The sequence below is a fragment of the Mycobacterium sp. NPDC048908 genome, from assembly GCF_043197955.1.
Taxonomy (GTDB): Bacteria; Actinomycetota; Actinomycetes; order Mycobacteriales; family Mycobacteriaceae; genus Mycobacterium.
Map to the genome: position 1 here is coordinate 792,702 of NZ_JBICUE010000001.1, position 15,066 is coordinate 807,767.

Annotated in this window: 17 protein-coding genes; all 17 read right to left on the bottom strand. The window is 66.4% G+C overall.

Annotated elements, in window-relative coordinates; all coding sequences use genetic code 11:
• Positions 1 to 9 precede the first annotated feature (9 nt).
• Complete coding sequence (hypE, locus tag ACGFK1_RS03880; protein WP_393425812.1) at positions 10 to 1,095, bottom strand: hydrogenase expression/formation protein HypE; 1,086 nt, start codon at positions 1,093 to 1,095, stop codon at positions 10 to 12.
• Positions 1,092 to 1,763 carry an SIS domain-containing protein gene (locus ACGFK1_RS03885; protein WP_393425815.1) on the bottom strand — a complete coding sequence of 224 codons (672 nt, stop codon included), beginning with the start codon at positions 1,761 to 1,763 and terminating at the stop codon, positions 1,092 to 1,094. Before ACGFK1_RS03885 ends, hypE begins: the two co-directional genes overlap by 4 nt.
• Positions 1,760 to 2,476: a hydrogenase assembly protein HupF gene (locus ACGFK1_RS03890; protein WP_393425818.1), complete on the bottom strand. Its 717-nt coding sequence runs from the start codon at positions 2,474 to 2,476 to the stop codon at positions 1,760 to 1,762. Before ACGFK1_RS03890 ends, ACGFK1_RS03885 begins: the two co-directional genes overlap by 4 nt.
• Positions 2,473 to 3,171 (bottom strand): DUF6390 family protein, encoded by a 699-nt coding sequence (locus ACGFK1_RS03895; protein WP_393425821.1) that lies wholly within the window; start codon positions 3,169 to 3,171, stop codon positions 2,473 to 2,475. The genes ACGFK1_RS03890 and ACGFK1_RS03895 overlap by 4 nt, the downstream gene beginning before the upstream one ends.
• A complete protein-coding gene (gene hypF / locus ACGFK1_RS03900) occupies positions 3,168 to 5,441 on the bottom strand; it encodes a carbamoyltransferase HypF (protein ID WP_393425824.1) in 2,274 nt (757 codons plus the stop codon). Before hypF ends, ACGFK1_RS03895 begins: the two co-directional genes overlap by 4 nt.
• The gene (locus ACGFK1_RS03905) at positions 5,438 to 5,725 is read right to left on the bottom strand and encodes a HypC/HybG/HupF family hydrogenase formation chaperone (protein ID WP_393425827.1); all 288 of its coding nucleotides are present in this window, start codon (positions 5,723 to 5,725) and stop codon (positions 5,438 to 5,440) included. Before ACGFK1_RS03905 ends, hypF begins: the two co-directional genes overlap by 4 nt.
• 2 nt (positions 5,726 to 5,727) lie before the next feature.
• Positions 5,728 to 6,210: a hydrogenase maturation protease gene (locus ACGFK1_RS03910; protein WP_393426339.1), complete on the bottom strand. Its 483-nt coding sequence runs from the start codon at positions 6,208 to 6,210 to the stop codon at positions 5,728 to 5,730.
• Between the two features lie 16 nt (positions 6,211 to 6,226).
• Positions 6,227 to 6,346 (bottom strand): DUF6893 family small protein, encoded by a 120-nt coding sequence (locus ACGFK1_RS03915; protein WP_393425830.1) that lies wholly within the window; start codon positions 6,344 to 6,346, stop codon positions 6,227 to 6,229.
• Positions 6,337 to 7,605, bottom strand: coding sequence for a hypothetical protein (locus ACGFK1_RS03920; protein WP_393425833.1), 1,269 nt, complete (start codon positions 7,603 to 7,605; stop codon positions 6,337 to 6,339). The genes ACGFK1_RS03915 and ACGFK1_RS03920 overlap by 10 nt, the downstream gene beginning before the upstream one ends.
• Positions 7,602 to 8,249: a DUF6084 family protein gene (locus tag ACGFK1_RS03925; protein WP_393425836.1), complete on the bottom strand. Its 648-nt coding sequence runs from the start codon at positions 8,247 to 8,249 to the stop codon at positions 7,602 to 7,604. Before ACGFK1_RS03925 ends, ACGFK1_RS03920 begins: the two co-directional genes overlap by 4 nt.
• A complete protein-coding gene (locus ACGFK1_RS03930; RefSeq protein ID WP_393425839.1) occupies positions 8,246 to 8,890 on the bottom strand; it encodes a DUF5947 family protein in 645 nt (214 codons plus the stop codon). Before ACGFK1_RS03930 ends, ACGFK1_RS03925 begins: the two co-directional genes overlap by 4 nt.
• Complete coding sequence (locus tag ACGFK1_RS03935) at positions 8,890 to 9,780, bottom strand: NifU family protein (protein ID WP_393425842.1); 891 nt, start codon at positions 9,778 to 9,780, stop codon at positions 8,890 to 8,892. Before ACGFK1_RS03935 ends, ACGFK1_RS03930 begins: the two co-directional genes overlap by 1 nt.
• Before the next feature lie 3 nt (positions 9,781 to 9,783).
• Entirely contained in the window at positions 9,784 to 11,580 is a 1,797-nt protein-coding gene (locus tag ACGFK1_RS03940; protein ID WP_393425845.1) for a nickel-dependent hydrogenase large subunit, read from the bottom strand.
• 97 nt (positions 11,581 to 11,677) lie between these two features.
• On the bottom strand, positions 11,678 to 12,733 hold the full coding sequence (locus ACGFK1_RS03945) for a hydrogenase expression protein HypE (RefSeq protein WP_393425848.1): 1,056 nt from the start codon (positions 12,731 to 12,733) through the stop codon (positions 11,678 to 11,680).
• 124 nt (positions 12,734 to 12,857) lie between these two features.
• Positions 12,858 to 13,613, bottom strand: coding sequence for a hydrogenase nickel incorporation protein HypB (gene hypB, locus ACGFK1_RS03950; protein ID WP_393425851.1), 756 nt, complete (start codon positions 13,611 to 13,613; stop codon positions 12,858 to 12,860).
• A gap of 1 nt (position 13,614) precedes the next feature.
• Positions 13,615 to 13,944 carry a hydrogenase maturation nickel metallochaperone HypA gene (locus ACGFK1_RS03955; protein WP_393425854.1) on the bottom strand — a complete coding sequence of 110 codons (330 nt, stop codon included), beginning with the start codon at positions 13,942 to 13,944 and terminating at the stop codon, positions 13,615 to 13,617.
• Between the two features lie 68 nt (positions 13,945 to 14,012).
• Positions 14,013 to 14,903: an alpha/beta hydrolase gene (locus ACGFK1_RS03960; RefSeq protein ID WP_393425857.1), complete on the bottom strand. Its 891-nt coding sequence runs from the start codon at positions 14,901 to 14,903 to the stop codon at positions 14,013 to 14,015.
• Between the last annotated feature and the right edge of the window lie 163 nt (positions 14,904 to 15,066).

Consider the following 15,066-nt stretch of genomic DNA (forward strand, 5'->3'; position numbering starts at 1 on the left):
AATCTCCTCTCAACAGATACGCGGCAGCGGGTCGCCGACGAGCATGTCGACGATTCGGCTGCCACCGAACGATGTTCGCAGCGCAACGATTCCGTGCGGTTCCGCGACGATCTCGCCAACCACCGCTGCATCGGCGCCTTGTGGATGCCCGCGCAAGGCCGCCACCGCCGCATCGGCTTCATCGGCCGGGACTATCGCGACGAACTTGCCCTCGTTCGCCACGTACAGCGGGTCGATGCCGAGCATGTCGCAGGCGCCGAGCACCTGCGGTTGCACCGGCAGCGCGGCCTCGTCGAGGATCAGCGCAACGGGGGAGTCCTTGACCAGTTCGTTGGCCACGGTGCCGACGCCGCCACGTGTCGCGTCACGCATCCATCGCGTCGATGGCGCCGCCGCCAGCAGGGCTTCGACTAGCTCATGCACGGGCGCGGTGTCAGATGCGATGTCGGCGTCGATGGCCAGGTCGCCGCGGGCCAGCATGACGGCCATCCCGTGCTCGCCGATGGTGCCGGACAGCAGCACCTTGTCGCCGGGCGCGACGCTGCCGCGAGACAGGTGCCTGCCCTCGGGGATCACCCCGACGCCCGCGGTGCAGATGTAGACACCGTCGGCGGCGCCCTTGCCGACGACTTTGGTGTCGCCGGTGACGATCTGCACGCCGGCGTTCGCCGCGGCTTCGCTCATGTCGGCGACGATTTCGCGGAGTTCGGCGATCGGAAAACCTTCCTCGATGACGAACGCCGCCGACAGCCACTGCGGGCGTGCACCTGAAACGGCGAGGTCGTTGATGGTGCCGTGTACCGCGACGTGGCCGACGGAGCCACCGGGAAAGCGCCGGGGTGAAACAACATACGAGTCGGTCGAGAACGCGAGTCGCTCGCCCGATGCTGTGCGCAGCGAGGCGGCGTCGCCGAGTTGTTCGAGTTCGTGATTGCGGAACGCCTCGAGGAACACCGCGTCGATGAGCGCCGCCGACGACTTGCCGCCCGCGCCGTGCGCGAGTGTCACCACGTCGTCGAGCAGTCGCGGCCTGCGCTGCCGGAACTTGTCGATCCGTTCCAGCACACGATCTTCCCGGTCGGCGGTGGTGCTCATGCGCGCGCCCCCGACGTCGGCCGCGCCATGTGCTCCTGGGTCACCGACCACAGCCGGTAGCCGAGCATCGCGTGGCTCTCCTGGATGCGGTGAATGCTTTGCGAGTGCACCGTGTAACAGAAGTCGAGATCGTCGGCGGCGGCCATCCTGCCGCCGTCGTGTCCAGAGAACCCGATGGTCAGCAGCCCCCGCTGCTTGGCTTCGGTGATTGCGGTCATCAGATCCTCGGAGTTGCCGGACGTCGACAACGCGATAGCGACGTCGCGATCCCTTGCGTGGGCGATGATCTGACGCTTGAAGATCAGGTCGAACCCCACATCGTTACCCAACGCGGTCACCACCGCTTCGTCGGCGGCCAGCGACCACGCCGGCACCGGACGACCCCGCGCCGGCCTGCTGAACAGAGTTGCCAGCGTCGCGGCGTCGGTGGAACTGCCGCCGTTGCCCAGCGTGTACAGCCTGCCGCCGCGCAGGAACCGTTCGGCCATCTGGATCCCTGCGGCGGTCAGCCCCGCCGCGTACTCGTCGAGCGATTCCTGTTGCAGCCGTGCACTTTCCGTTGCCTTGCCGCGCGCCGAGGCGGCCAGGTCGTCGAGCAGGCTGGTGGCGTCGCTCTCCTCGGATTCGATGAACGGGTACAGAAAACCCGTGTTCTCGTGGGTCGTCATGCGTTGGCCTCCAGACGTGTGATCGCCGCTCCGGCGTGCACCAGGATCAGATCGTTGACACGCACCTCGCCGAGCACCGTGGTGTCCACCCACTCCTCGCCGTCCGCGGTGCGCACGAGCGCTTGACCGTTCACCGGTTCGAGCATCACCTCACCCAGTCGGCCCTCGTCGCCGCATGTCACGCACACCTGTTCTGCCGCTGGTGGTTTCAGCAGCCCGGGATGTTCGAAGCAGACATGGGTGAGTTCCCACAGCAGGTGATACATCAGCACGAAGGTGCCGGTGGCGGGCACCATCGGGTCGTCGGAGTCGACCCACAGGATGTGGTTGGCGGAACCGGCGGGTGGTCGCGGACCCGATCCGATCCACAACGTGTGCACCCCCCAAGCGGGTGCGCGTCGCATCGCCTCGACCACTGCGGGCTGATCCGCGGACGCGACCGCGATCAACAGATCGCCGGGCTGGCTCGCGACCCGTGCCTGCGCGACGGGATCCGGTTCGACCAGGGCCACGGACGGCAGCGCCCGCTTGCCCATGATCACCGGGTGGACGAACTCGACGGCGACATGGTGGGCGTGCGGCTCCCATTGGGGCGCGATCACCCACAACGTGGCGCCGTCGTGGAACCTGCGCGCGAGATCGAGCGCCGCGGCGGCCAGGTCGCTGGACAGTTCGACACCGATGTACGACCCCCCGAGTTGCGTCGTCGTCATATCCGGTCTCCCCTCAGAATGTTGTTCACCACGTCGAGCGTGGCCAACGTGGCCGACTCCAGCGCGGCTCCGCGCTCGTCGGTGAGCGCCTCGCACACCCAACCCCAGTGCGCGGCAACGACTGATCCCGGCTCGGGCACAGAGGCCAGCACGATCTCGTCCTTCTTCCACTGCACGCGTTCGGGTCGCGGTGCGCCGAGCGTGAGCGCCCCGTTGACGTATTGCAGCGGCGCCGACATGATCACCGCGTACTCACCGTCGACCGATTCGACGGTTCCCCAGCGGATCCGGCAGTCCTGCATCACGCCAAGTGCCGTCACCGAATCGCGGTCGAGGAAACGGACCCACGGGTACACCACGAACACGTGGAAGCTGTGATGTGCCAGCACGTCCGGCCCGGGGGCCACCGCATCGAGCAGCCCGGTGACCTGCCCGGTGAACGAGGTGCGCAGCGTCGTCAGCAGATCGGCCGGATCGACTTTCGCCAGCGCCGGGCCGCCCACCCAGTAGCTGCCGACGATCTCGTCGTCGAGAGGATCTGAGGCCCCGACCGCCTCAGCGATCACCGACAGGTACGGCCAGGCGCCGTCGAACTCCTCGGCATGTCCGGCCAGTCCCGACGTGCCGCCACCGTCCGCGGGCCCGCAGTAGCCGAGCTCGTTCGGCGGATACGCGTATTGCGCGAACAGGGTCATCCGCTGTTACCCACCATCAGTTGACCCAGCGCGATCCCGCCGTCGTTGGGGGGCACCGCGCGGTGCGTGATCGCATGTATTCTTTTGGCCCGCAGCCGTTTCAACACCAGCTGCAGCAGTAGCGCGTTCTGGAACACGCCGCCGGACAGCGCGACGGTTGGCGTGGTGTCACATGCGGACTCGGCGAGACCGACAACCAGATCGGCGACAGCGTGGTGGAACCGCGCGCCGATCACGCCCGCAGGCACGCAGGCGCGCTGATCGCGAACCACCTCACGCAGCACGGGCGTCGGGTCGATCACCTCGTCGCGCACGTCGAAGGTGTAGACGTCGCCGCCGCGGTCGGACCCGCGGGACAGCCCCTCCAGTTCGACGGCGGCCTGCGCCTCGTACGCCACCTGCTGCCGCACGCCGACGAGTGCGGACACGGCGTCGAACAGTCGACCCATGCTCGACGTCGGCACGCAACCCACACCCGTTTCGAGTTGGCGGCGCAGCACCCGTTGTTCGTCTGGCGGGCAGGCGGCCACCGGCGGCAGGTCCTGGTCCCACGGGATCCCGGCCGACCACAGGTGGCAGAGCGCCATCCGGTAAGGACGCAGCACGCTGACGTCGCCCCCGGCGAGCGGTACGTAGGCCAGGTGTGCGAGTCGTTGGTAGCCCTTGTAGTTGGCCAGCAGCACCTCACCGCCCCAGACCGCGTCGTCCGGCCCGTAACCCGTCCCGTCGAACGCGAAGCCGAGCACCTGCTGTGACCCGTCCATGCCGTGTTCGGCCATCACCGCGGCGATGTGCGCATGATGGTGCTGCACTGTCCGGACGGGCCGGCCTGCGGCGTTTCGGTGTGCCCAGGCAGTCGACCGGTACAACGGATGAGCGTCGGCGACAGACATTTCGGGCTCGACGGCGGTCAGCGCGCACAGGTGCCGCTGCGCCGCGTCGAAGGCCGCCAGCGTCGCGAGGTCATCCATGTCGCCGATGTGCTGGCTCAGCCACGCGTACTTGCCGTCCGCGACGGCCATCGTGTTCTTCAGGTCCGCCCCGACCGCCATGGTCGGGGGCACCGACGCCGGCAGCGCGATCGGCAGCGGCGCGTAACCACGGGATCGCCGGATCGGCAGCTCATGGGTGCCAACCACCCGCACCACGGAGTCGTCGCACGGCACCAGGATTTCCCGATCGTGCATCAGCCAGCCGTCGGCCAGGTGCGAAAGTCGCTGCAGCGCATCGTCATCGGTGAAGCAGATCGGCTCGCTTGCGCGATTGCCCGACGTCATCACCAGCAGCTGTGGCCCTTCGGCATCGCCGCGCAATCCGAACAGCAGCGTGTGCAGCGGCGTGTAGGCGGTCATGACACCGACGTCGGGATTGCGCGGCGCCACCGCCCCGGTGATCGGCGCGTCATGCCGGCGGGGCATCAGCACGATCGGCCGCTGCGGACCCGTGAGCAGTCGCGCCGCCGCCTCGTCGACGTGCGCGATGGCACGCGCCGTGGCCAGGTCCGGCACCATCACAGCAAACGGCTTGTCTCCGCGCCGCTTACGCCGTCGTAGTTCGGCGACCGCCCGCTCGTTGGCGGCGTCACAGGCCAGGTGGTAGCCGCCGACACCCTTGACAGCGAGAATGCCGCCGTCGCGCAACAACCGCCGTGCGGACACCATGGCGTCGTCGGCGCCGGCCACGCCAGCGCCGTCGGTGTAGCGCAGTCGCGGACCGCAGTTCGGGCAGCACACGGGCTGGGCGTGGAACCGGCGGTCACTGGGATCGGCGTATTCGCGGGCACATTCGGCACACATCGGAAACGGCGCCATCGTGGTGGCGGCGCGGTCGTAGGGCAGGCTCGCGATGATCGTGAAGCGTGGACCGCAGTTGGTGCAGTTGACGAACGGGTGGCGGTAGCGCCGGTCGGTCGGGTCGCGCAGTTCGGCCGCACAGTCCGCGCACATCGCCACGTCGGGGGAGGCGAGCGTGCGGCCGCCGCCGGATCGCGAGGAGTCCGCGATTGTGAAGCCGGTACCACCCACGGTCGCAATGGCATGCGGCTCAATCGATTCGATGACGGCCAGTGGTGGTGGACCGTCCCGCAGCCGGTTCAGGAAGCGGTCGAGATCTGTTGGATGGCCCTCCACCTCGATGACGGCGCCCGCGGTGTCGTTGCGTACCGACCCGGACAGCCCCAACGCGGCCGCGGCGGTGTAGACGAATGGGCGGAAGCCCACGCCCTGGACCACACCGCGCACGCAGACGCGCAATCGGCGCCGGGTCGTCATGGCGACGTCTCGGTTTCCCGGCTGACAGTTTCGGACTCTCGTCGAGCCTCGCTGCCCGAGCCCATCAGTTGAAGGCCTGCCATTGCCGCGTCGGCGCCGGCCTTGTCGGTCTTCTCGACGACGAAACCCATGTGAATGATGACCCAGTCGCCGGGCGAGAACGTCAGCTCCGGCAGCATCCCGACGTTCACCTTGCGTTGCTCACCGGCGACGTCGACGAGCGCAAGCTGGTCGCCGTAACCCTCGAGCATGCGGATCACGCGGCCAGGGATGCCCAGACACATGGTCAGCCTCCCTTCACGGGGTCCAGCAGATGGGTGAGGACGTTCTCGAGCGCGCGCACCGCCTCCGGTATCGCGGCGGCAACAGCGGTCGACAACCCGATACCTTCATCGACGTTGGCGGCTTCGCAACCGATCACCACCGTGTGCGGCGGCGTGCCCCCCAGCGCGTTGAGGGCCGCGAAGACTGCCCCTGGGTCCATCGCATGGGCATCCAGACCCGCTGTAGCGGTGAGGTTTTCGTGGTCGGCCTCGAACACGTGGACGGTACCCGGTGCGCCACGGTTCGGGATGGCGTCGATCAGGACGAGCGCCTCGCAGCCGTCGAGCAGGTCGTAGGCCAGGTGCATGCCCTTGATCCCGTAGTCGACCAACTCGACCCGCGAACCGGCGAGTCGTTGCGGGACGTGACGCATCACCTCGGGACCGAAACCGTCGTCACCGAGGAAGATGTTGCCGATCCCGGCTACCAGAATCCGAGACGTGATGGCACCTCGCTCACGGTCACATCCGGCGCATCTTCATGTACCGGCGGGCGTCGGGAATGTTGACCAGTCCGACGATCACGCCCGCGACGACGACGGCCGCGATGACCGTCACGGCGGCCCTGCCCACTACGTCCATGTCGAACTCCTTTCGGTGAGTGGTTCCACTTCATCGGGTGCGAAGTACAGGTATCGGCCATACCAGTCGTGCAGGTCGGCGGCCGGATCGTCTTCGATGACTACGCCGATGTGCTGTGCGCCGTCGACGTCCTCATGCACCGAGGTGACTCGCGCGATCTTGTCGGCGTAGAACAGGTCCTGCGCATCAGCCCGACGCGACGGATGCAGGCGGACGCGGCTGCCGCGGCTCACCCGCCTGCCGTTGACCAGGATCGCATCGATATCCGGGCGGACAGCGTTGTCCGCTTTCGGATCCCACCAGTCCACGTCCGAGGGCACTTCGGGGATCAGCCCATGCGGGTCTCGCAGCACGCCGTGCAGATCCAGCATGGCTTCCGGTGACATCGCGTCGCAGCGGTCGATGATTTCAGCGGCGCGGGGATCGGTTGCGCGGGCCTGCGCCTTCTCCTCGTCGGTCATCGTCATGATCCGCAGCGTGAGGATCTCGTCGATTTCGGTGGAGTCGTAGAGCGCGCCCTTGCTCTGTTCGGCGATCTCGGGATGGTCGTAGAGGATGATCGGCGAAACCAGGATGAGGTCTCGACTACCCGGTGGTCCCGCGAGCACAGGGAAGCACCGGTGGTGGCGGCACCGCGCAACGGCGGCGGTCGCCGAATCGGGTGGCTCCAAGAGTGATACGAATTCACCGCCTGTCACCTTCAGCAGAAGGTGGGTGCCGATCAGCGACGTTGCGATCGCTTCGTCCTTGTCGGCGGCCGGTGCGGCCGCATTACGCACGATCAGCGAGAGCCGCACCAAGTCGCCGTCCGCCTCGGCGGAGATGCCGAGTTGCCCGTGCAAGGCCCGGCGGGTACGCACCAGTTGGGCATCATCGAGGCTTTCGACGTCGGTGCCCGACGGGACCGAGATGTCCACCGTCCGGGGCAGACCCGTGAGCGGCGCCGGCTCGATTTCGATCTCGCGTTCGACGGCCTCATCCCAGGTGAGCCAGCTCGTGCCTGCGGCGTCGCGGTGCTGCAACTGAAGGAAACGCACCACGCCCGAGAGGCGTGGGACACCGTCCGGCCGCACCAGCACCTGGGCGGACAGGGTGTCCTCCTCGCCGATGCCCTGGGCCGCGGCACCTGGCGGCCCCAACACGCCAAACTGCCAGCGAATCTGGTTCTTTCGTGAGGTGGCCCGGTACGGATACAGCAGGTAGCCCTCGTACAGCACCGCGTCGGCGACGGCGCGGGCCTGGTCCCAGCCGACGGTCATGAGACCTCCTTGGCCGCCGAGTCCTGCGCCAGCAGCGAGGTGACGGCCTCGTCGAAGCTCAGCAGGCCGCGCGCCGACCGGTACCCGGCCAACGCCTCGATGGTGTCGTGGTCCAGCCGCAGCCATCCCGTGTGGGGAAAGTGCTGCCGGATCAGGTCCCGCCACACCGACACGGGCATGTCGTAGCGTTCCTCGCGGTCCCACGGCACCTGCTGGACGGCGAAACCCTTGGTGCCGCGGCCGAACACCGTTCCGCTGAACAAGAACTGCAGTGGAATGGTGCCGTCGCGCAGCGCGTGTAAGTACTTCGCCGCCGCCACCTCGAAGTCGTAGGTGCATTCGAGCGGCAGGTGCACCTGGGTGGCACCGGTGAAGCCCGGCACCATCGAAGTGGCGTGCTGCCACAAGAACGAGTGCTGGGTCGCTGCCCAGCGGTCGCGCGGCCCGAACAGATCGACGAGTTCGGCCGCCTCGTCATCGGAATACTGGCGGCGCGACGGCTCGATGCGGACCTGACACCGCAGGGCGATCGCGTGTACCGGCTCCTCGGCGACCGAGGCGATGCCGACTCGCGCCGTCAGGATCGGCGTCACCGCGTATGGTTCCGGCGTGACGTCGACGACGGCGAAGGTGATGTCGGTCATCGGCGGTCGACCATCTTGCTGCGGCTGTCGAGGTGGCTGAAGAACTCGTCGATGTACTGGCGCGCATCCTGGCCGCCGTCGAACCCCCGCCACATCATCCGCAGCGTGCCGACGAATTCGTAACAGGCATCGATGGGTACCAGATATGCTCGAGGACAAGCTGATTCGTCGTCGGGTACCCGCACGAGCAGGGCCTCGGTGTCGGGGGCGATGGAATCAACGCGCGGATCGGCTGCCCGGATGTCGTTCCACGCCTGCAGTTCCAGTTCGGACTCGGTGGCGCCCGCAGGTCCGGGATAGAAGGCCACGGTGCGGCCCAGTGTCGAGTTGTAGAAGAAGAACGCCAACCCGACCGGAATCTGCAGCGACTCCCACGCCCCGCGGTCCATGGCGAAGTCGCCGAAGGCCAGGTAGCGGTCGGGGATGGCGCGGTAACGCAACTCGGCCGCGGTGTCGGTGAACAGCAGATAGCAGCCCCGGCAGACGCACATCAGCTGTCTACCTTCGATATTCACCACGTGCTGGTGCTCGTCGGCGATCTCCTCTGCGCACATCTCGCACCGTTCACCAGCCGCCTGAGGGCTGCCGCGACTGGCACGGATGCGGGCGAGCACGTCGACCACGTTGCCGTTGGTGTCCATCACGCCACCTCTTCCGGCACGGCCATCGACAAGGTGCCGTCCCGCACCAGCAGGGGCAGCGGCTCGAGATGGCTGTCGCCTCCGACGCCTGCCCCTGCGTGAACGGCATCGAAGCCGGCGCCGCAGGCCGGGCAGTGCAACACCGCCCCGTGCAGTTGCGCGCCTGCCAGTGCCCCGAAGCAACTGGCGCACCTGTCGCGGTAGGCGAACACGTCGTCGCCGATCCGGCATACCAGCGCGGTGAGGCCTGCGACGCGGAAGCCACCGACTTCGCCGTCGGCCAATTGGGCCAGCTCCGGGACGGGCTGCCACCGGTGTCCGTTGCCGTGCACGCGGTGCATGAGCGCCTCGGCCGGGATCACGTTCGGCGCGTTGTCGTTCTGCGGCGCAACGACTTCGATCGCGGTGATCTCGGGCGCGGCGGCGCGGACCGCGTCCTCGACGGCCAGTTCCAGTGTCACCGACGACGACGGACAACTCTTGCAGCTGCCCTGGAACTGAAGCCGCACCACACCGTCGTCGACCCCGAGCAATGACACGTCGCCGCCGTGCGACCCGAGGTAGGGCCGCACATTGTCCAGCGCGTCAGCCACTCGACGCGACACGTCGTGGGGGTGCAGTCCGTGCACCAGCAGCAAGCTGGCGACGAGGTCGTCGGCCGCAAAGCGGTCGGCAAGAACCGGATCCGCGTCCAACGCCATTTCCATCATTCGCATCAGCACCGCCCCGTACAGGTCGGTCACTTCACGAACGAGTTGTTCGGCGCGTTCACGCGCCACCGCGCCACCCGCCGACGACGCGTCGAGAAGGGTTTGTATTCGTTCGCCCGCGGTGCGCCACTGCGCGTCGTCCTGGGAATCGGGAAGGCCTGGCAGTGTCGGCGGGGCCATACGTTATTCCCCGGTGAGCGATTGGGTGGGGGAGTGCAGCAGATCCAGGGACTTACCCTTGCCGAGGTACATGTGCACCCCGCACGGCAGACACGGATCGAAGCTGCGCACCGTGCGCATCACGTCGATGCCCTTGAAGTGTTCCCTGTCGTTCTCCTCGAAGATCGGCTGGCCCTGCACGGCATCCTCATACGGCCCCGGTGTGCCGTAACTGTCCCGCGGGTTGGCGTTCCACGGTGTCGGCGGATACGGGTGGTAGTTCGCGATCTTGCCGTCGCGAATCACCATGTGGTGCGACAGCACTCCACGCACCGCCTCGGTGAACCCGCATCCGATGCTTTCGTCGGGCACGTTGAACTTCTCCCATGTCTTCGTGCGGCCCGCGCGAATCTCCGTCAGCGCCTTCTCCGCGAAGTGCAGTGCGCACGCCGCGGCGTAGGCCTGGAAGTAGGTCCTGGCACGATTGCGCTCGAGGGTGTTGCTGCCGTACTGCGGCACCTTCCACTCGAGCTCGACTGGACCCTTCAGGGCGGTCTTCGGCAGGTTGATCTGCACGCTGCTGCCGGTGGCCTTGACGTAGCCGATGTCGACAAGTCCGGCCAGCGCGGTCGACCACAGCCGGGCCAGCGGACCTCCGCCGGTGTCCAGCGCCAGGTGGTCTTTGCCGTCGAACCACCGCGGCGACATCACCCAGCTGTACTTGTCCTCGAAGTCACGTTTCTGCGGCCGTGGATTGGTGTGCTGATTCCACGGATGCCGCCGGTCAATCGGGTTTCCGAGCGGATCGTTCTTGACGAACATCTCCTGATCGGTCCAGTCGTCGTAATAGCTGTGCCCCAACAGGATCCGAATGCCGAGGTTGATGTCCACCAGGGAGTGGGTGTGCAGCTTGCCGTCGATGATGACGCCGGGGGTGACGAACATCGCGTTGCCCCACCGCTCCATGTCCTTGTACTCGAAGTTGCACACCTCCGGATCCTGGAAGGATCCCCAGCAGCCCAACAAGGTGCGCCGCAGCCCGACCTGGTCGTAGCCGGGTAGCGCTTCGTAGAAGAAGTCGAACAGGTCGTCGTGCATCGGCACGACCGACTTCATGAACTCGACGTACCGCATCAGCCGGGTCATGTAGTCCGTCATCAACTGCACCGTTGCGGTGGTGCCGATGCCGCCGGGATACAGCGTCGACGGATGCACGTGCCTGCCCTCCATGAGGCAGAACATCTCTCGCGTCCACCGGCTGACCTGTAGCGCCTCGCGGTAGAACTCGCCGGTGAACGGATTGAGTGCGCGCATGATGTCGGCGATCGTGCGGTGGCCGTGCATGTCCGCATGCGGGGCTTGGGTGTTCTCGGCCTTGGCCAGCACACTCGGGTTGGTCTCGGACACCATCTTCTCGCAGTAGTCCACGCCGACCAGATTCTCCTGGAAGATGTTGTGGTCGAACATGTATTCCGCTGCCTCACCGAGGTTGATGAGCCACTCACCGAGGTGCGGTGGCTTCACGCCGTATGCCATGTTCTGGCAGTAGCACGAACACGTGGCGTGGTTGTCGCCGCAGATGCCGCAGATGCGGCTGGTGATGAAGTGGGCGTCGCGAGGATCCTTGCCCTTCATGAAGATCGAATAACCGCGGAAGATCGACGAGGTGCTGTGGCACTCGACTACCTGCCTGTTGTCGAAGTCGATCTTGGTGTAGATGCCCAGGCTGCCGACGATGCGGGTGATGGGATCCCATGCCATCTCCACGAGTTGGCCGGGATCCCGCTTGACGTGTGACGGCTCGGGGATGGTCGTTGTCATCGAACTGTTCTCTTTCGTCTAGTGGCTTCGTCCAGTGGCAAGGCCACAGAAGTTTCAACAATCGCCAGAAGCACGCAGCGCCCCGAAGGGCCCGCACCTACCAGGTGCGGGTCGCTCCGGTTTCGAGTTTCGTGCCGCGGTGCCGCCACTTCGGTTCCTTGTCCACCGTGCGGCCCGTGACCTGCCTAAGACTGCGGATCACCGAGCCGTACAGGCCGGATGCCGTGGTGGAGACCTTGCCGCCGGGAGGCTCGTCCATGAACGGCATGAACTTGTCGGGGAAGCCGGGCATCGTGCACCCGATGCAGATACCGCCGACGTTCGGGCAGCCGCCGATGCCGTTGATCCAGCCGCGCTTCGGCACGTTGCACTTCACCACGGGGCCCCAACAACCCAGTTTGACAATGCATTTCGGCGATCCGTATTCGGTCGCGAAATCACCTTGCTCGTAATAGCCCGCGCGGTCGCAACCCTCGTGCACGCTGGCGCTGAACAGCCACTTGGGCCGCAACGCATCGTCAAGCGGAATCATCGGCGCCTGATCGGTCGCCATGTAGAGCAGATACGTCAGTGTCTCGGCGAGATTGTCCGGGTGGATCGGGCAGCCCGGCACGCACACGATCGGGATGCCGGCCTTGCTCTTCCAGTCCCATCCAAGATAATCGGGCACGCCCATGGCACCGGTCGGGTTACCGGCCATCGCATGGATGCCGCCGTAAGTGGCGCAGGTGCCCGCCGCGACGACCGCCGTGGCCTTCGGGGTCAGCCGGTCCAGCCACTCGCTCGTCGTCATCGGCTGACCGGTCGCGGGATTGTTGCCGAACCCGCACCAATAGCCTTCATCCTTGATCTGCTCGTTCGGAATGGACCCCTCGACAACAAGAACGAACGGATCCAACTCGCCCCGATCGGCCTTGAAGAACCACTCCAAAAAGTCGTCAGCGCCCCCGTTGGGCCCGCATTCGAAATCGATCAGGGGCCAGTGGACGGCGATCTTGGGCAGCCCGGGAAGCGCGCCGAGCGCGATCTCCTCGATGCTGGGTTGGGTGGCGGCAGTCAACGCCACCGAATCTCCGTCACAACTCAAACCCGCGTTGATCCACAGGACATGAATCAACGCCTCTTCCGCTTTGACTGCTGCTTCGCTTGGCATGCGTAACAGCTTTCTGGGCGCCGGGGCTGGCGGCTCCCGTAGCAGGAATAAGCGGTGCCAAGTTCTTCAGCACCAAACCTGGGTTTACTCCGGCGGGTATGTCTTGTCAACGGGTCTTACGGACCTAACCGGGGTTTGCCAGAAAGCCGATTTTCGCGCGGATCCAGTCGTACCATGTGTCCAATCCCTCACCGCTCGTCGCGGAGACCGGAAGGATCTCGACGCCCGGGTTCACCGACCGCGCGAAGCCGAAACACGTTTCAAGATCAAAGTTTACGTACGGAACGAGATCCATCTTGTTGACCAGCACCAGTCCCGCGGCCGCGAACATGTGCGGATACTTCAGCGGCTTGTCCTGACCTTCGGTCACCGAGATCACCACGACTTTGCTGTGCTCGCCGAGATCGAACAGCGCCGGGCAGACCAGATTTCCGACGTTCTCGATGAACAGCAGCGAGTTCGGGTCCGGGTTCAGCGAGTGAAGCGCCCGGTGAACCATGTCGGCGTCGAGGTGGCAGCCCGCGCCCGTGTTCACCTGGACCGCGCGGGCGCCCGCCGCCCGAATCCGCTCGGCGTCGAGCAGGGTCTCCTGGTCGCCCTCGATGACGGCGACGGGATGGTTGCTGCCGAGCTCTCGAACGGTGCGTTCGAGCAGCGTCGTCTTCCCGGCACCAGGTGAACTCGTCACGTTGAGAGCCAGGATTGCCCGCTCGGCCAGCCACTGCCGGTTGTGCTCGGCGATCTGATCGTTTCGCGCGAGCACCTTCTGCTCGAGCGTGATCGTCTCGGGGTGAGGCTTGTGATCGTGTGGGTGCGGATGCTCCTCCCCAGCGACCGTCACCGTCGCACTGTCGTCGCCGCATCCGCATGTCGCACACATGTCAGCTCACTTCCATCGACAGGATTCGCAGGTCTCGTCCCGCGAGCACCTCGACATCCGCGCTGCCGCACGGACATAACAGGATCAGGTCCTGCAGTTCGAACGTGTCGCCGCAGCTGCGGCAGTGGGCGCAACCGGGTTGCACGTTCACGTCGAGGCGTGCGCCGTCGGCGAGCGTGCCCTCGGCAGCGAGTTCGAAACAGAACCGCATGGCATCGGGAACAACCGCGCACAACGCGCCGACCTCTACCTTGACGCTGTGCACATGGCGACCCGCGGCGTGCTCACACACCGCGTCGACGACACTCTGCGTGATCGCCATCTCGTGCATGTCGGGTCCGTTCTTGCCGGATGTAGTTCACGATAGGACCCGTGTGGAGAACCGGTCCAGGGTTCCGGTCAGGCGGTGACTTCCGCGAATACCCGGCGCAGGAACGCGACTTGATCGGCCTTGACCTTCGGATCGCGGTAAATGTCGAAGTGTCCGTACGGGTAGCGGCGCAGTTCACCGCGCGGCGCCCGGTGGGCTGCCCTGATGGACGAGGCCGGCGGTGTGGTGGTGTCGTTCTCGCAGACACACACCAACAGCGGCATCGTCAGACGCGCGGTGCCGCGACCGGGTCGATAGAACGGGAACCGCAACATCAATCGCGCCGCGAATTCGTTGCGCCACAGCGATTCCGGCCCAACGATGGCGCCAAAACCGGGCTCGGCGTCGGGTTCCGTCATCGCCGCGAACGTGCCGGGCCGCCCAACTGCGGGCGCCAGCACGGGCGGCCGGTCGCGCCACGCCCGCCACTGGTCGCGCAGGGCGGAGATGACGAGAAGGAGACTGTTCTTCGGCGGCACTTTCAACATCGCGGGAATGGCATCGGTGAACGGCGCCTGCGAGATCACCGCAGCGATGCGCGGATCGTCGGCCGCTACGGCCAGCACGTGTCCGCCGCTGAACGACGATCCCCACAGCACGATCCTGTCGGGGTCGACGCCGTCGAGGCGGCGGGTCCAGGCCACGACCGTGCGGTAGTCGTCGTGCTGGGCTCTGATGTCGAGCAGTTGGCGCGGCTGACCTGTCGACGCGCCGAAGTGCCGGTAGTCGAACACGACGACGGCGAACCCGGCATCGCGGAACGCCTCGGCGTAGGCGGGTAGTCCGTCGTCGCGGGTGGCGGAGAACCCGTGTGCCATGACGACGCAGGGCACGGCGCGGTCGGCGGGCGCGGGCCGGTACAGATAGGCGGCGATCTGCTCACCGTTGCACGGGATACGGACGTCGTCTGCGGCGGTCATAGGCCGAATCTAGCCCCGTGCGCGGTCGAACGGCGTGTCCACTTGAGTCGAACACGTGTTCGTCTATTGTGGGCAGTGTTCGACGGCTAGATGCTGGTCAGGCCGACTTGTCGGTAGCGGCCTCTAACGTCACGGCCAACTGATCGACAACCGATCAACCGAA